Origin of the sequence: Erwinia sorbitola (genome assembly GCF_009738185.1) — a bacterium.
GTDB classification, from domain to species: Bacteria; Pseudomonadota; Gammaproteobacteria; order Enterobacterales; family Enterobacteriaceae; genus Erwinia; species Erwinia sorbitola.
Map to the genome: position 1 here is coordinate 4,566,767 of NZ_CP046509.1, position 16,312 is coordinate 4,583,078.

21 protein-coding genes are annotated in these 16,312 nt (G+C 51.0%); 13 read left to right on the forward strand and 8 right to left on the reverse strand.

The features are described from left to right. The 4 genes from mutM to radC form a co-directional block, all read right to left on the reverse strand. On the reverse strand, positions 1-810 hold the full coding sequence (gene mutM, locus GN242_RS20725) for a bifunctional DNA-formamidopyrimidine glycosylase/DNA-(apurinic or apyrimidinic site) lyase (protein ID WP_154754109.1): 810 nt from the start codon (positions 808-810) through the stop codon (positions 1-3). A gap of 103 nt (positions 811-913) precedes the next feature. Next, positions 914-1,081, reverse strand: a complete 168-nt coding sequence (rpmG, locus tag GN242_RS20730; protein ID WP_001051798.1) for a 50S ribosomal protein L33 — start codon at positions 1,079-1,081, stop codon at positions 914-916. Positions 1,082-1,097: 16 nt separating this feature from the next. Further along, positions 1,098-1,334, reverse strand: coding sequence for a 50S ribosomal protein L28 (gene rpmB / locus GN242_RS20735; RefSeq protein WP_154754108.1), 237 nt, complete (start codon positions 1,332-1,334; stop codon positions 1,098-1,100). A 297-nt stretch (positions 1,335-1,631) separates the two neighbouring features. Continuing rightward, positions 1,632-2,303 (reverse strand): RadC family protein, encoded by a 672-nt coding sequence (radC, locus tag GN242_RS20740; RefSeq protein ID WP_154754107.1) that lies wholly within the window; start codon positions 2,301-2,303, stop codon positions 1,632-1,634. Between the two features lie 189 nt (positions 2,304-2,492). On the opposite strand from radC, the gene coaBC reads away from it, so the two are divergent. From coaBC to slmA, 3 genes are all read left to right on the forward strand, one after another. Next, positions 2,493-3,707, forward strand: a complete 1,215-nt coding sequence (coaBC, locus tag GN242_RS20745) for a bifunctional phosphopantothenoylcysteine decarboxylase/phosphopantothenate--cysteine ligase CoaBC (RefSeq protein ID WP_156288139.1) — start codon at positions 2,493-2,495, stop codon at positions 3,705-3,707. After that, the gene (gene dut / locus GN242_RS20750; RefSeq protein ID WP_195918395.1) at positions 3,685-4,143 is read left to right on the forward strand and encodes a dUTP diphosphatase; all 459 of its coding nucleotides are present in this window, start codon (positions 3,685-3,687) and stop codon (positions 4,141-4,143) included. The genes coaBC and dut overlap by 23 nt, the downstream gene beginning before the upstream one ends. Before the next feature lie 118 nt (positions 4,144-4,261). Beyond that, the gene (slmA, locus tag GN242_RS20755; protein ID WP_154754105.1) at positions 4,262-4,858 is read left to right on the forward strand and encodes a nucleoid occlusion factor SlmA; all 597 of its coding nucleotides are present in this window, start codon (positions 4,262-4,264) and stop codon (positions 4,856-4,858) included. 52 nt (positions 4,859-4,910) lie between these two features. Here the strand turns inward: slmA and pyrE are convergent, their stop codons facing one another. Beyond that, positions 4,911-5,552, reverse strand: a complete 642-nt coding sequence (gene pyrE / locus GN242_RS20760; RefSeq protein ID WP_156288140.1) for an orotate phosphoribosyltransferase — start codon at positions 5,550-5,552, stop codon at positions 4,911-4,913. 56 nt (positions 5,553-5,608) lie between these two features. Continuing rightward, a complete protein-coding gene (gene rph / locus GN242_RS20765) occupies positions 5,609-6,325 on the reverse strand; it encodes a ribonuclease PH (RefSeq protein WP_154754103.1) in 717 nt (238 codons plus the stop codon). Between the two features lie 209 nt (positions 6,326-6,534). Here rph and GN242_RS20770 point away from each other — a divergent pair, with 209 nt between their 5' ends. Continuing rightward, positions 6,535-7,719: a NupC/NupG family nucleoside CNT transporter gene (locus GN242_RS20770; RefSeq protein WP_154754102.1), complete on the forward strand. Its 1,185-nt coding sequence runs from the start codon at positions 6,535-6,537 to the stop codon at positions 7,717-7,719. Positions 7,720-7,758: 39 nt separating this feature from the next. Here GN242_RS20770 and GN242_RS20775 read toward each other — a convergent pair whose 3' ends face one another. Continuing rightward, the gene (locus tag GN242_RS20775) at positions 7,759-8,187 is read right to left on the reverse strand and encodes a DUF3574 domain-containing protein (RefSeq protein ID WP_154754101.1); all 429 of its coding nucleotides are present in this window, start codon (positions 8,185-8,187) and stop codon (positions 7,759-7,761) included. 155 nt (positions 8,188-8,342) lie between these two features. On the opposite strand from GN242_RS20775, the gene GN242_RS20780 reads away from it, so the two are divergent. Next, positions 8,343-9,206 (forward strand): YicC/YloC family endoribonuclease, encoded by an 864-nt coding sequence (locus GN242_RS20780; protein ID WP_154754100.1) that lies wholly within the window; start codon positions 8,343-8,345, stop codon positions 9,204-9,206. A 43-nt stretch (positions 9,207-9,249) separates the two neighbouring features. On the opposite strand, the gene GN242_RS20785 is transcribed toward GN242_RS20780, so the two are convergent. Further along, positions 9,250-10,188, reverse strand: coding sequence for a LysR family transcriptional regulator (locus GN242_RS20785; RefSeq protein WP_154754099.1), 939 nt, complete (start codon positions 10,186-10,188; stop codon positions 9,250-9,252). Between the two features lie 190 nt (positions 10,189-10,378). On the opposite strand from GN242_RS20785, the gene GN242_RS20790 reads away from it, so the two are divergent. The 8 genes from GN242_RS20790 to GN242_RS20825 are packed head-to-tail and all read left to right on the forward strand — an operon-like array spanning position 10,379 to position 16,297. Then, on the forward strand, positions 10,379-10,990 hold the full coding sequence (locus tag GN242_RS20790) for a hypothetical protein (protein WP_154754098.1): 612 nt from the start codon (positions 10,379-10,381) through the stop codon (positions 10,988-10,990). 12 nt (positions 10,991-11,002) lie between these two features. Next, on the forward strand, positions 11,003-11,779 hold the full coding sequence (locus GN242_RS20795) for an AfsA-related hotdog domain-containing protein (protein WP_154754097.1): 777 nt from the start codon (positions 11,003-11,005) through the stop codon (positions 11,777-11,779). Then, entirely contained in the window at positions 11,772-12,602 is an 831-nt protein-coding gene (locus GN242_RS20800; protein ID WP_154754096.1) for a hypothetical protein, read from the forward strand. The genes GN242_RS20795 and GN242_RS20800 overlap by 8 nt, the downstream gene beginning before the upstream one ends. Before the next feature lie 9 nt (positions 12,603-12,611). After that, a complete protein-coding gene (gene thmT / locus GN242_RS20805) occupies positions 12,612-12,836 on the forward strand; it encodes a 2-hydroxymuconate tautomerase (RefSeq protein ID WP_154754095.1) in 225 nt (74 codons plus the stop codon). 2 nt (positions 12,837-12,838) lie between these two features. Continuing rightward, a complete protein-coding gene (locus tag GN242_RS20810; protein ID WP_156288141.1) occupies positions 12,839-13,489 on the forward strand; it encodes an HAD family hydrolase in 651 nt (216 codons plus the stop codon). A gap of 23 nt (positions 13,490-13,512) precedes the next feature. Further along, positions 13,513-14,724 carry an MFS transporter gene (locus tag GN242_RS20815; RefSeq protein WP_230320746.1) on the forward strand — a complete coding sequence of 404 codons (1,212 nt, stop codon included), beginning with the start codon at positions 13,513-13,515 and terminating at the stop codon, positions 14,722-14,724. Then, positions 14,721-15,125, forward strand: coding sequence for a carboxymuconolactone decarboxylase family protein (locus tag GN242_RS20820; protein WP_154754094.1), 405 nt, complete (start codon positions 14,721-14,723; stop codon positions 15,123-15,125). The genes GN242_RS20815 and GN242_RS20820 overlap by 4 nt, the downstream gene beginning before the upstream one ends. Continuing rightward, on the forward strand, positions 15,122-16,297 hold the full coding sequence (locus GN242_RS20825; protein WP_154754093.1) for an acetyl-CoA C-acetyltransferase: 1,176 nt from the start codon (positions 15,122-15,124) through the stop codon (positions 16,295-16,297). The genes GN242_RS20820 and GN242_RS20825 overlap by 4 nt, the downstream gene beginning before the upstream one ends. Positions 16,298-16,312: the final 15 nt, after the last annotated feature.

Sequence of the window (16,312 nt, forward strand, 5' to 3'; positions counted from 1 at the left end):
TTACTTCTGGCAGTGACGGCAGAAAAATGTGCTGCGCTGCCCGTGTTTACTACTCTCTATCGGCATACCGCACTGGCGGCAAGGCTCACCAGCACGTCCATACACCTGTAGCTCCTGCGCAAAATATCCCGGCTTGCCATCACTTTGCAAAAAGTCACGCAGCGTGGTTCCGCCCTGCTCAATAGAGCGCAGCAAAACCGCTTTAATCGTGGTAACCAGCAGCGCGGCATCTGCTTCGCTTAATGCCATCGCCGGACGATCGGGCGAGATCCCTGCCACGAACAGCGACTCGCTGGCATAGATGTTACCCACACCAACCACCACTTTGTTATCCATCAGCCATGGCTTTACCGCCGTGCGCTTACCACGCGATTTTTCAAACAGATATTCCGGTGAAAAGTCATCGCCAAGAGGCTCAGGCCCGAGATGCGACAGTACTGAACTGGCCGCAAGATCAGGACACCACAGCCAGGCACCGAAGCGGCGCGGATCCGTGTAGCGCAAAACTTTGCCATTGCTCATCACCAGATCGACATGATCGTGTTTTGCCGCAGGCAGATCTTCCGGTAACACTCGCAGGCTGCCTGACATACCCAGATGCACGATGATCCAACCCGTCGGCAGTTCGAGCAGCAGATATTTTGCACGTCGCTGAACGCTCAGTACAGGCTGATCGCTCAGGGCATGGATCTCCTGAGATACCGGCCAGCGCAGGCGCGAATTACGCACCACGGCATGCAAAATCGTGGCGCCAACAAGATGCGGCTCAATCCCGCGTCGACTGGTTTCGACTTCTGGTAACTCTGGCATTTCCTCGCCTCCATAAGGGGACTCGAATTATTGAGGGTATATATAAAAATGCAGAAACAAAAAAACCCGGCCGAAGCCGGGTTTTTTCATCCACTGAGATTAATTACTTAATCTTAGCTTCTTTATAGATCACGTGCTGGCGGACAACTGGATCGAATTTCTTCAGTTCCAATTTTTCCGGCTTAGTACGTTTGTTCTTCGTGGTGGTATAGAAGTGACCTGTACCAGCAGAAGAAACCAGCTTGATCTTCTCACGAATACCTTTAGCCATGTTTCAGTTCCTTACCTTAGTACTTCTCACCGCGGGTACGCATATCGGCCAAGACCGTATCAATACCCTTCTTATCAATTACGCGCATGCCTTTGGCAGATACGCGCAGTGTAACGAAGCGCTTTTCGCTCTCAACCCAAAAACGGTGAGAGTGCAGGTTAGGCAGGAAACGGCGTTTCGTCGCGTTCATTGCGTGGGAACGGTTGTTACCCGTTACCGGACGCTTGCCAGTTACTTGGCAGACTCGTGACATGTCTATTCTCCAAAAATCAAATCAGCTCGAGCTTTAAAAATAAGGTTCTGGCCGCCTCGTCAGGCTTATAGCCCATCCAGGCGAGTTCTATGTGAACCCGCTGAGTAGGCTCAAACGCCAAACCCGAGATTCTCAAAGGTGGCGTAGTATACGCCCTGAAGCGCGACCGCTCAAGTCCCGAACAGATAAAGATCCCTTAGGATCGCGTACATTTGTCTTTTTTGTACGGGAAACACCCTGTTTAGCCACTGTAAAAGCAAAACCAAAGCGAAAATTGATTAAATAATAACCAACTGACTATAACCAGCCCCGTTCAGCAAAAGAGACATACTCCCCCCGACCGATCACCATATGGTCAAGCACCCGAATATTCATCAGGGCACATGCACTCACGATTTGCTTAGTGATTGTGCGATCGGCACGGCTGGGTTCTGCCAGCCCTGATGGGTGATTATGCGCCAGAATTAACGCTGCTGCATTTCGTTTTAGCGCTTCGCGGACAATTTCTCGCGGATGAACTTCTACACTATTCAGCGTACCGCTGAACATTTCGCTGGTATGAATCACCCGATGCTGGTTATCAAAAAAGACCACCTGAAAAATTTCCCGCTCCCGATGTGCCAGGGAGCTGTTAAGAAAATCCAGCATCTGTTCAGAACTACTGACTGTAGTTTTCTCCAGCGCCTGTGGGCTGGTGAAGCAGCGCCGGGCAAGTTCTGCCACCGCATTAAGCTGCGCATATTTTGCCATACCTATCCCGTGGATTGCCCTAAAATCCTCCGGGGGGGCAGTCATCATCCGATGCAGCGATCCGAATACATCGAGTAACCGCTGCGCCAGTGCCATAACATGCATTCCGCGTGTGCCGGTTCGCAGGAAAATGGCCAGTAATTCAGTGTCGCTCAACGCCGCCGGGCTGAACTCTACTAATTTTTCACGCGGGGGGAGCCCCTTCCAGTTCTCTTCCATCTGCCGTTTCTCCTTCCTGAAGAGAAAAAAGCATGGCATTATATACAGTAGTTTCCTATCGTGATGTGCAGACTTTACGTGCCCGATCGCAAAAATTGTGTGGTACTAACCCGTCTGATGGAGTGTGATAAAATAATCGAGTAACGGCGCCAGGGCACCGCAAAGGCTTAAGAGAAGGCAAACAGCAAAATGATGGGATTAACCGGAAAACGTATTGTTCTTGGCGTCAGTGGTGGTATCGCGGCTTATAAAACACCTGAGCTGGTGCGCCGGCTGCGCGACCGTGGCGCGGAGGTGCGCGTGGTAATGACTCACGCGGCGAAAGCCTTTATCACTCCACTCAGTTTGCAGGCAGTGTCCGGTTATCCGGTCTCCGATGATTTACTCGACCCCGCAGCCGAAGCCGCTATGGGGCATATCGAACTGGGTAAATGGGCTGATTTAGTGATCCTCGCCCCGGCAACCGCTGACCTGATCGCTCGCGTTGCCGCCGGTATGGCGAATGACCTGGTGACCACTCTCTGCCTTGCCACTGCGGCTCCGGTGGCGATTGTCCCGGCGATGAATCAGCAGATGTACCGTGCGCTCCCTACCCAACATAATCTGCAACTGCTGGCGCAGCGCGGCGTACAGGTGTGGGGGCCGGATAGCGGCAGCCAGGCCTGCGGCGATATTGGCCCAGGGCGCATGCTCGACCCGCTGGCGATTGTAGACCTGGCTGTCGGCTGGGCTTCACCCATCAACGATCTGCAACATCTTAATATTATGATCACCGCAGGCCCCACCCGTGAAGCACTCGACCCGGTACGCTTCATCAGTAATCATAGTTCGGGGAAAATGGGGTTTGCTGTGGCTGCGGCCGCGGCAAAACGCGGTGCCCGCGTCACCCTGGTTGCCGGTCCGGTGACGCTTCCCACACCAGCGGGCGTCAACCGCATTGATGTCCTGACGGCCCTGGAGATGCAGCAGGTGGTGATGTCTCAGGCGGCTGACCAGCAGATATTTATCGGCTGTGCAGCGGTCGCAGATTACCGCGCAGCTGAGATAGCAGAAGAAAAAATCAAAAAACAGGGGGAAGAAATTACCCTGCGAATGATAAAAAATCCGGATATTGTGGCCGGGGTTGCAGCGATGCAGCAAAACAGGCCGTATGTTGTAGGATTTGCCGCTGAAACCCAGAATGTGGAAGAATACGCCCAACAAAAAAGGGCGCGCAAGAATCTGGACTTGATCTGCGCCAATGATGTAGCCAAAACCGGGCAGGGTTTCAACAGCGATACCAATGCCCTACACCTTTTTTGGCAGAAGGGAGATAAAGCCTTACCGCTATGCGATAAGTCACTCCTTGGCCAACAGCTATTAGACGAGATTGTCAGCCTTTATGATGAAAAAAATCGACGTTAAAATTCTTGATGCACGAGTCGGCACCGACTTTCCCCTGCCAACCTATGCAACTTCAGGATCTGCCGGGCTGGATTTACGCGCCTGCCTGGATGAAGCCTTTGTGCTGCAACCTGGCGTAACCACGCTGGTGCCAACCGGTCTGGCTATTCACATTGCAGACCCGCAGCTCGCTGCCGTGATCCTGCCGCGCTCCGGGCTGGGCCATAAGCATGGCGTGGTACTGGGTAACCTGGTAGGCCTGATTGATTCCGATTATCAGGGGCAGTTGATGGTCTCCGTCTGGAACCGTGGACAGGACTCATTTACTATCGAGCCAGGCGAACGTATCGCGCAGATGGTTTTCGTTCCTGTCGTCCAGGCCGAGTTCAACCTGGTCAACGACTTTGACACCAGCGCGCGTGGCGAAGGTGGTTTCGGCCATTCTGGTCGCAAGTAATTCTCCACGGCTCCCGCAACAACGATAATCTGAATTTCCCCTCCGTGAGCATCTTGTTCACGGATGTTGTGTGGGTCTTTGCCCGTTTATGGTGATGTTTTCAGGGGTCTTTTAAGACATGGCAGAAAAGAAGAGTGCGAAAAGGAATCGCCGTGAGGAAATCCTGCAAGCGCTGGCGCAAATGCTGGAGTCCGGTGATGGCAGCCAGCGTATTACTACCGCCAAGCTGGCGGCCAGTGTAGGAGTTTCTGAAGCGGCGCTTTACCGGCATTTTCCCAGCAAAACCAAGATGTTTGACAGCCTGATCGAATTTATCGAAGACAGCCTGATTACGCGCATCAATCTGATTCTGAAAGACGAAAAAGAGACGCTGCCGCGCTTACGTATGATTACTCAGTTAATTCTGGGCTTTGGTGAGCGTAATCCGGGTTTAACGCGTATTTTGACCGGCCACGCGCTGATGTTCGAACAGGATCGTCTGCAGGGGCGTATCAACCAGCTTTTTGAGCGTATTGAAGTGCAGCTACGTCAGGTACTGCGTGAGAAAAAAATGCGTGAAGGTGAAGGCTTTATTACCGATGAAACGCTGCTGGCCAGCCAGCTACTGGCATTCTGCGAAGGATTATTGTCGCGCTTTGTCCGCTCTGAATTCCGCTATCGTCCAACGGTAGACTTCGATGTACGCTGGCCGCTGCTGGCCGCACAGTTTGTCTGACAGTTTGCTCTTGCCCTGAAACATGGCGGCCAGCACATGGCCGCCCTGCTAATCAGATACCATACTCGCTACGGTATGCACGTACCGCTATCAGGTGATCGGCCATTTCAGGCTTTTCTTCCAGGTAAGCAATCAGCTCTTTTAGCGTAACGATCGAAATCACCTTACAGCCGTAATCACGCTCCACTTCCTGAATAGCGGAGATGTCACCACGTCCGCGCTCCTGTCGGTCGAGGGAGATCAGCACACCAGCCAGCGTCGCCTGATTCGCCGCGATAATTTCCATCGACTCCCGGATAGCAGTGCCTGCGGTAATCACATCATCCACCAGCATAATTTTACCCTGTAGCGGGCTGCCCACCAGCGTTCCACCTTCGCCATGCGTTTTAGCTTCTTTACGATTGAAGCAGTAAGGCACGTCACGGTCGTGATGATCTGCCAGCGCCACCACCGTGGTGGTAGCAATAGGAATGCCTTTATAAGCCGGGCCAAAGACCAGATCAAAATCAATACCTGAATCAACCAGAGCCTGAGCGTAGAAACGGCCCAGCAGGGCGAGATCGCGCCCGGTATTAAACAGACCGGCGTTAAAGAAATAAGGGCTTCTACGCCCTGATTTCAGCGTGAATTCACCAAACTTCAGCACCTGCTTGTTGATAGCGAATTCGATAAATTGGCGCTGCCAGGCTTTCATGTCGTTTTCCTCAAATCGGGGGCATAAAAAAGGCGACTATTCGTCGCCTGAGAAAATCAGTTGGCCAGCGCCGCTTTCTGCGCTGCAACCAGAGTATCGATACCGCCTCGCGCCAGCTCAAGAAGCTTCAGCAGCTCATCGTGACTGAACGGCTCACCTTCTGCGGTGCCCTGCACCTCGATCATGCGGCCATCTTCAGTCATTACCACGTTCATATCCGTTTCGGCAGCGGAGTCTTCAACATACTCCAGATCGCACAACGCTTCGCCGTTAACGATACCAACAGAGATAGCCGCGACCATGCCTTTCATCGGGTTAGCTTTCAGCTTGCCGATAGAGACCAGATGGTTCAGCGCATCAGCCAGTGCCACACAGGCACCAGTGATAGAGGCGGTGCGGGTTCCACCATCGGCCTGCAATACATCGCAGTCAAGGGTGATGGTGAACTCACCCAGCGCTTTCAGGTCAATTGCAGCGCGCAGTGAACGAGCGATCAGGCGCTGAATCTCCAGTGTACGACCGCCCTGCTTGCCTTTAGCCGCTTCACGCGCGTTACGGCTGTGGGTGGCGCGAGGCAGCATACCGTATTCAGCGGTGACCCATCCCTGGCCCTGACCTTTCAGAAAACGCGGTACGCCTTCGTCAATGGTTGCGGTACACAGCACTTTGGTATCACCGAATTCAACCAGCACAGAGCCTTCTGCATGTTTGGTGTAATGGCGGGTCAGGGTAACGGGGCGCACCTGTTGTACACTTCGGCCTGATGGACGCATAATTTCTCTCCGGCTAGCTAAACATAATTGGCTGCGCATTATACGGATTTCGCAATGGATTGCCTATGGCAGGCGCTAATCAACGCTGATTGTTATGAAAACGACAGATAATTAAACGCTAAAACAGCAGGATAGCCAGCAACAGGGTGTAAAACGTACCGAAATATGGCTAAATACCTTTTATCAACAATTCCCCTGCCGGACTCCGTATGACCTCTGTTTTTCATTTTATCCTGGCCCTGGCCATTATCTGCTGCCTGGCGTTACTGTTCAGTAATGACCGGAAGAAAATTCGCCCGCGCGTCTTGCTGCAACTGGTAGTGATTGAAGCCGCGCTTGCCTGGTTTTTCCTGCACGCCTCTGGCGGACTGACTATCGTCAGCGCCTTTTCGGGCTTCTTTGAAGTACTGCTGAAATATGCAGCCCAGGGAACCGATTTTGTCTTCGGCGGCATGAGCTCACAGGGACTGGCATTTATCTTCCTTGGCGTGCTCTGCCCGATCATCTTTATTTCTGCACTGATTGGCATATTACAGCACCTTAAAATTCTGCCGGTACTGATCAGAGTGGTTGGCACTGTTCTGTCCAAAGTGAATGGCATGGGAAAGCTGGAATCATTTAACGCCGTCAGCACCCTGATCCTCGGCCAGTCGGAAAACTTCATCGCTTATAAAGGTATCCTGGCAGAAATTTCCCCACGCCGCCTCTACTCGATGGCCGCTGCGGCGATGTCCACCGTGTCGCTATCGATTGTTGGTGCATATATGTCGATGATCGAGCCGCGCTATGTGGTGGCAGCACTGATCCTTAACATGTTCAGCACCTTTATTATTTTGTCGATTATCAACCCGACCCCGGCCGGTGATGAACCAGAGATTCGCCTGGAAAAGCTGCATGAAGATCAGAGCTTCTTCGAGATGCTGGGTGAATACATCCTCGCTGGTTTTAAAGTGGCGATGATTATCCTGGCTATGCTGATTGGCTTTATTGCACTGATTGCTGCGGTGAACGCAATGTTCTCAGCAATTTTTGGCATCAGCTTCCAGCAGATCCTTGGCTATGTATTCTGGCCGTTTGCATGGCTGATTGGCATTCCGGCTGCTGATGCTCTGCCGGCTGCCAGTATTATGGCAACCAAGCTGGTCACCAATGAATTCGTGGCGATGATTGAGCTGAAAAAAATTGCCGCAGAACTGTCGCCGCGTGGGCTGGGTATTCTCTCTGTGTTCCTTGTCTCTTTCGCTAACTTTGCTTCTATCGGCATCGTAGCGGGTGCCATCAAAGGGCTGAATGAGCAGCAGGGTAACGTAGTATCACGCTACGGCCTGAAACTGATTTATGGCTCAACGCTGGTCAGTCTGCTCTCCGCAGCGTTTGCCGGACTGGTGCTGTAATAGCGAACCCCGGCGCAACCGTGCCGGGGTTACATCTGGTCAGAACGCCACGCACGCCGGGCTATCCACCCGCATTACTGAGTCCTGAGCAAAGCGCTGTTTATAGATGGCACGCAGTGCCTCTATTCCCTGTTCGCTGGTCTTATCCGTTGTATGGATCAGCATCAGTGCCCTGCTGTTTTCTCGTGCCAGCTTGCCGTCATTCCCCATCCACTGCCCTTTTGCCGCAAATACTGTCAGCCCGTCTTTAAAGCGCGGAGTGACATCTGTATCAACAAATGCCTGCCATTCCGCTTCTGTTATAGCTGCACCCTGCGGACGATTAAGACCGAAATAAAGGGTAGTTTGCGTCATGGCATCGCCCACGGTGCAGGCCGGAATAGCAGCATGATGAGTCGCCCGGGGAGATGTCGTACAGCCCGAGAGAGCCAGCAGCAGCAGAGAAAAAGTCATTACACGCAACGTCATGGTTGCTCCTGAAATTAAGGTCATTGGCACAGCTGGCATCTTAAACTCCTGCAAACAAAAGGTCAGCCAAAACACCTCCATTTGACCGAATGCCTGTTAAGCCATCGCCAGCACCGCTATAATCGTTGCATCTTTTCTTAAAAACGGTACGCAAAATGATCCGCAGTATGACAGCTTATGCCCGGCGCGAGACCAAAGGCGAATGGGGCAGCGCAGCCTGGGAGCTGCGTTCCGTCAACCAGCGCTATCTTGAAACCTATATCCGTCTGCCAGAGCAGTTCCGTGGCCTGGAGCCGGTGATCCGTGAACGCATCCGTAATCGTCTGACCCGTGGCAAAATTGAAGTTAACTTACGCTTCGATGCCGATCTGCGCGCCCAAAGCTCGCTGGTACTGAATGAAAAACTGGCGGTGCAGCTGGTGCAGGCAGCAAACTGGGTGAAAATGCAGAGTGACGAGGGAGAAATCAATCCGGTCGATATTCTGCGCTGGCCAGGCGTGATGTCAGCCGAAGAGCAGGATCTGGATGCCATCTCCGCCCAGCTGCTGAGTGCGCTGGATACCGCCATCGACGAATTTATTACTGCCCGCGAAAGCGAAGGTGCTGCACTGAAAGCCTTGATTGAACAGCGTCTGGAAGGTGTCAGTGCCGAAGTGATCAAAGTACGCGCCCATATGCCAGATGTCTTGAAATGGCAGCGTGAACGCCTGGTCACCCGTCTGGAAGAGGCCCAGGTACAGTTAGAAAATAACCGCCTGGAACAGGAACTGGTCATGCTGGCGCAGCGCGTGGATGTGGCGGAAGAGCTGGATCGTCTGGAAGCTCATGTGAAAGAGACCTATAACATCCTGAAGAAGAAAGAAGCGGTCGGCCGCCGTCTCGACTTTATGATGCAGGAATTCAACCGCGAGTCGAACACCCTGGGGTCAAAATCCATCAATGCCGAAATCACGGCTTCTGCTATTGAGCTGAAAGTATTGATTGAGCAGATGAGAGAGCAGATTCAGAATATCGAGTAAGAGATTCCGCCGACATAAAAAAGCCCTGTTTACAGGGCTTTTTTTAATCTGGCTCTCGTCCCGTCAGGCTCTGTACTCCTTTGATAACCAGCTGCCTCTTTTCATTTTTTCTCGTGGCAACATACACATCAATATTCAGTGACTGTGCGGCTTCTTCCGTCAGGGTGCGATAACAGAGGCCCTGCTGATTAAAGGTACACATCGAACGAGGCATCAGTGTCATACCTTTGCCACGGGCAATACTGGAGAGCAGAACCAGGGAATCATCAGGTTCCTTCACCCTTTTTAGGGTAAACGGTAAATGCTGGAAGTACTCTTCGCATTTGTCGTAATAGACCGGGTTAGCGTTACGCGGGAACCAGAACAGAGGCAGGTCGGCAATATCGGCCAGAGCAACCTTCTCTTGCAGGCTGGCAGGATGAGAAGAAGGCATAGCCAGCAGCAGCGGTTCACGATAGATCCAGTGAAAACTAAAGTCCTGTTCACTGTGCAGGCTCATTTCCCCGATGATCACCATATCCATCTGGCCCTTAGACAGTGATTGCAGAAGCTGACTGGACGTCTGATTCTGAATATCAATCTCTTCATCACTGATGAGCTGTTTTATTTTGTTATTAACTTGCGGGATATTCTCAAAGCTGAGAGTTCTGGTCAGGCCAATGCGCAGATGGGACTGTTCTTTATTTATTTCACGAATAAAGTTGGTGAACTCCTCAATCAGATGTGTCGCCTTTTCCACCAGCTTAGTTCCGGCTTCCGTCAGACGGACTTCATGAGTATTACGAGTAAAAAGCTCACGGCCCAGCGCATCTTCAAGGGATTTTATTTGCCGGGTCAGGGGAGGTTGTGTCATTCGCAACCGTTCTGCCGCTCGTCTGAAGTTAAGTTCCTGAGCAACCACAAGAAAGCATTGTAACTGCTTTATGCTGGGTAACTTACTATTAATGCTGTCCACAAGTTCTCCGCGGCTGTTGCGTGGCATTATGCAGTTTTTTAGGCATCATTTGGTTGTCATTACCTTATCTCAAACGCCCTTCTTTGTAAAATTATCAATGCGTTACAAAAAAGGTTTTGTTGTGATACCTAAACTGAATTACAAAATTAACAATTCTCATATAAATCTCAGATGATAGTTTTATCCACGAACTTCACCCATCAAGGATAAAAATATTATGTCTGCTAAATATGTTCTGATCTCTCGCTTTCCGCTAAAAGCCAATGTAAATGCATCTTCTATCAGTGGCCTGAAATCCACAGCTGAAAAGAAATATTTCGTTTGTGAAGAAGATAATATCCATGAACTGCTTGAACTGCGTTCATTTAATGATATGAAAGAAATACCATGGGTAGAAGGCGAACTGGAAGCCGACTTCCATAATATGGCCTCACAGCTGGCCGGTGACATTCGCCGTGAGCTGGTGAAATATGTCGAAGCCCCTATCGAGACGAATAAACCTCTGCCTGACACTAAATATATCCAGCTGCGTCATGTCGAAGTTCCTGCTGATAACTATGCGCAGTATCGTCACTGGCGTGATGAAACTATCTTCAATGTTGTACGTGATAATAAAGATAAAATCAGCAGCTTTGAAGCATTCCACTCACTGATCAGTGGTCAGCCTGGCGTTATGTTTATCTCCTCATTTAACGGTGACAAAGATACCTACAAAGAAGCGTTCACCAATGCTCGCTATCAGACCATTATTCAACAGGCCGGAGATAACTATATCACCGGTGGCAATGAAGGTCTTTATACCCGCATCTATCGCGCTGTTTCTTGTTGAAGGTAGGCTTTGATGAATATTAAGAAAATCTTTGTTGTTGGCGATAAATTCAGTGAATTCACAAACGGTAAAAACGTCCTGACTATTTCCCAGCTGGAATTACTGACTCAAATACCTGCGAAAATAATCGACACTGAACATGAGATTATTGTCGGTCAGGGGGTCAGAGATGACTTCGCCCGGAAGGTAATTAAAAATCAAAAGCGCAATGAGATTCATGACAATAAACTCAATATAATCTCATTAGAGAAATTGACCGAAGCGAAGAAAAACTGTCACGCGCATAAGAAAATTAAACACAATGTCCTTATTGGCGGCGCTGAAAAAGTAGCTGATAACGATAATCTGTATACGTTACCGCTGATGATTGATGAGCGTTGTGAGTTGATGGCCGACCATCAGACCGGACAACATATTCAGGGCATGCTGTTAGTTGAAGCATGCAGGCAAACCTTTATTGCTGTTACAGAAGAGTTTTTCTTTAACGGTGAAAGTAATCGCTATTACGTGATTAACGGTATGGCTATTAACTTCAGTAACTTCCTGTTCCCGCTGCCAGCAGTGGTGCATTATGAAATCCTGGAGCAGGATATTAACGATCGGCGTGCACGCTTTAAGGCACAAATCCGCGTCACGCAGCATCAGACGTCGTGTGCAACGATGGATGTGTCGTTTACCGTTTATCCGTCGGAAGTGATCAGCAGCAAAGAGAGCGAACTGGCGATTGCAGCAACACACAATGCCTTCTCTGCCGCCCAGCATATTCCGCGCGAGGCTGTATATGCCTGAGAACAGCCGGAAGTATGAACTGGCTGCCACCACGCAGGGGCCGCTTTATCCCCCTGCGGAGGTGATGGATAGTCAGGGGAACTTTGTTGTTGTCGGGATGATTCCCGCTGAATACGGGGTACGTTGGGGCAGTGCTATTGTTTCTGCGCAAAGTCCACTGCCCGCATTTGGCCAGGTAACACCTTATAACGTAGTACATTCTCTGGAAGAGATGCCGCCGGAAGCACAGGAAGAGATCGTGCTGTTCACGCTGCCATTACCGATTCCATTAAATAACTACAATATGACGTTTGCACCTGAACAACGACCGGATGCCAACTCAGAACAACGTGCCAGCGTGCCGCTTCATCAGGGTCAAATTGCTGATTATCGTGTCAGCGATGGCCGACGCAAAGTGGCACCGATTACCTTGCGCCACTGGCTGGAAGCCAAAGGCGAACTGATAGTCAGCATTGCTCAGGATCGTAAAAGTGCCAGATTTGAATTCGAATTCCATCATCTGGTACCCGATAGCCTTTATACCGTCATGAGTCTGCGTGAGCGCGACCTCGATCCCGAGAATACCAGCCGGCCTGGCCCGCTGGGTATTCCAAATGTATTTATCACCGATGATACAGGCCATGCCAGTTTCTGGGCGGAATTACCCAATCCCTTCCCGAAGACCGGCCAGGACAGTAATCGAATTATTAATGTTGTGGTGCTTTATATGAGTACACAGCAAAGCTATGGCGGTGCCATCGGCCTTTATGGGCTGGGTGGAGATATACACGCACAGTTAAAGTTGCAGTCCCGTTCTTTTGATGAATTTACCACTCTTGCCTGAGGAAATACGATGCCGTTCGTAAATATATCCACCTGGAAAATGAATGATGAAGACCAGGTAAAGAAAATGATGGAAGCCGTGACACTGGCTGTGCACCAAACCAGCGGAGCGCCATTAGATAAAATTTCCGTGATTATCACTGAAATTAACCCGTCACGCTGGAGCGATGCTGGCGTCAGTGGAAATGATCCACAGTTTCCCACTAAAAGCCGCAGGAAGTCTTACGAGGAGTAGTTGTGGATAAGATCGCCGCTTTTTTTGATGTTGATGAAACCATTATAAATCTCAAAAGTATGTTCAGTTTCTATGATTACTGGTGTCGGGAAAAAGACCTCATCGCCCAGCATAGTGAATATGCCGCCAAATTTAAACGAGACGTTCAACAAGGTAAACCTCGTGAGTTACTTAATCAGGAGTATTACCAACAGTTCCGTAATGTCTCACTGAATGAACTGAATGAATATGGTCAAAAATGGTTTCATGAGTGTCTGAATAAAGACAACTTTATAGCACAGGCCGTGGCTGAATTACGCTCTCATCAGGAAAAAGGAACGATACCTGTTTTTGTTTCCGGATCGATGTTACCTGTTCTGCAACCTATTGCGGACGCTTTAGACGTTAACGTTATTCTCTGCGCACCATTAATTATTGATGGCGAGGGTTTCTTAACCGGAGAAATAGGTAAACCTCAAACTATCGGCACTGGAAAGAAAGAAGCGATACTTTCATTCTGTCGTGGTGAAGGTTTCCGTCCTGAATATTGTTATGCCTATGGCGATGATATATCTGACATCCCAATGCTTGAAGCAACAGGGCACCCTGTTTGCGTAGGCAGTAATAAAAAACTTCTTGATTATGCGGCCCTCAAAGGCTGGCGAAATATTTAAAACATTGAAACAGGAAAACCATCATGGCTTCTGAAATAAAAGAGTCAGCTATGTCAATCCGCACATGGGTGGCATTATTTATTCTGGCATTATCGACATTTACTATCGTAACTACCGAGCTGGCACCCGTAGGTTTACTGACACCGATTGCTAACGGGCTGCATGCGTCTGAGTCTGAGATTGGTATGACGGTATCGCTCTATGCCTGGATTGGCGCATTAAGTGCGCTTTTTGCCTCAGTATTTTTGGGCAACTTACCGAAGAAACTCCTGCTTCTTTCACTGACTGTTGTGCTGTTCATCTCCAACGTATGGTCTGCCACCGTAGACTCTTACGAAGTGCTGCTCGCGGCGCGCGTAGTTGGTGCCCTGGCTCATGGTGCGTTCTGGGCAATGATTGGCGCTACTGCTGTCGCGATGGTTCCGGCTAAGTATCTTGGCGTGGCCACCTCTATCGTGTTCGGTGGCGTGTCGGCAGCCAGCGTATTTGGTGTTCCTCTCTCTAACTATATTGGTCTGAACTTCGGCTGGCGCCAGGCGTTCTGGCTGATGTCGATACTGAGCGTGGTCGCCTTCTTCGGCATGATGTGGGTAGTACCCAGCATCAGCGCTAAAAGCACCATCGGCCTGGGCGCTCTGAAGAATGTATTACGCTCATCCACGCTATGGAAAATCTATTCGGCCACACTGCTGGCGATTACCGCACATTTCGCAGCCTTCACCTTTATTGAACCATGGCTGCAAACTCAGCCAACGCTCTCTACCGCGTTTATCCCCGTCGTGCTGTTTATATATGGTATCGCAGGCCTCGCCGGTAACTTCCTCACCGGGATGCTGATCGATAAATATCTCAAAATTACCGTTTCTCTCTCCGTCCTGCTGATCGGTGCCGTATTAGTCGCTCTGGGTCTGGAAGCACAGTCACTGTCACGCCCTCTGATAGTGGCAGCAGTGATGCTCTGGGGCATCGCAGTCTCTGGCATCTTCGTCGGATTCCAGACGTGGGTACTGCGCGTTGCCGCGGAAGAAGCCTTCCCCGCCTCGGCTATCTATGTCTCATTCTTTAACGCCGCAATCGGTATTGGTGCTTCTGTTGGTGCGTGGATGGTTTCTGCTCTGTCACTGCCTGCACTGTTTGTGACGGCTGGCGTTGCCAGCGCGCTTTCCTTCCTCCTTGTCGCGTTTATCCCCGCTGACAAACCCGTGACGAAAAAAATGATGGAGAACATCGCATGAAACAGGGAACTGAACTGACCCGCCATGGCCGTGAAATTATGGATCGTCTGGAAGAAGGACTTGCAGATGGCGTGACCTCCCGCCTGGCAGAACTGGATGCCGATCTGCCGCGCCTGATCACCGATTACGCCTTTGGCGCCGTGGTTGGCCGTCCGGGGCTTGATCTTAAAACACGTGAAATGTTGACGGTGGCATCGTTGATCACCTCCGGCAATGCACAACCTCAGCTGGAATTACATATGCGTGGCGCACTCAATGTCGGCGTCACCCAGGAAGAACTGCTGGAAATCGTTATACAGATGGCAGTTTATGCCGGTGTTCCGGCCTGCATGAACGGACTGACAGCCTATCGCGCCGCAGTCGCACGCTTCAATTCTCGTAGCGCGGGAGAGAAAAAATGAGTGAGATCGTCGTCGTCGCCGCCAAAAGAACGGCAACAGGTGCATTTCTCGGCGGGCTGGCTGAACATTCAGCCACCGCACTCGGCAGCATCGTGATTAAAGCCCTGCTGGCCGACAGCAACCTGGCAGCAGAGGATGTGGATCAGGTGATCATGGGACAAGTTCTGACCGCCGGGTGCGGTCAGAACCCGGCAAGGCAGTCTGCATTAAATGCGGGCCTTCCGGTATCGACCACTGCGCTGACCATCAATAAAGTCTGTGGTTCTGGCCTCAAAGCCGTGCACCTTGGAATGCAGGCGCTAATCTGCGGCGAAGCCGATTTCGTGATTGCCGGTGGCCAGGAGAGCATGTCGAACGCCCCACATATGCTGACGGGTTCAAGGCAGGGAATTCGCCTCGGCGAAGGAGCACTGCAAGATAGCCTGGTCGCCGATGGGCTTTGGGATGCGTTTAATCACTATCATATGGGAGTAACGGCGGAGAACGTTGCCGAACGCTACAATATTTCCCGATCTATGCAGGATGAGTTTGCCCTGCTCTCCCACCAGCGGGCCTTAAAGGCCCAGGCGGCTGGATTGTTCTCTGAAGAAATTGTTCCGGTAACCTGGACGACCCGGAAGGGCGAAATCAGAAGCGTCATTCAGGATGAGTGCCCTCGTCACACCAGCATCGAGAAACTGTCCGGATTAAAAACCGTATTTAAAAAGGATGGCACGGTGACCGCCGGGAATGCCTCATCGCTGAATGATGGTGCGGCAGCAGTGCTACTTTGCCGCCGGGAAACCGCAGAAAAGCGCGGGCTGGATATTCTCGCCTCGCTTGGCGCTTTCTCCAATGCCGGAATTGAACCGGAACTGATGGGCGCAGCGCCGATTAAAGCGATCGAAATGAATATCAAAAGCATGAACTGGTCGGCTAAAGAGGTGGATATTCTGGAGTCAAATGAGGCATTTGCTGCGCAGGCAGTGGCAGTAGCACTCTCCTGTGGCATCGCTCCTGACCGCATCAATCCTCAGGGGGGAGCAATCGCTCTGGGCCATGCCATTGGTGCATCCGGCTGTCGTATTCTGGTCACGCTGATCCACGGCTTAATCCGCGAAGACGGCCATAAGGGCATCGCGGCGCTGTGCATCGGTGGGGGCGAAGGTGTTGCACTCAGCGTAATGCGTTAATCCGGTACGAAGTAT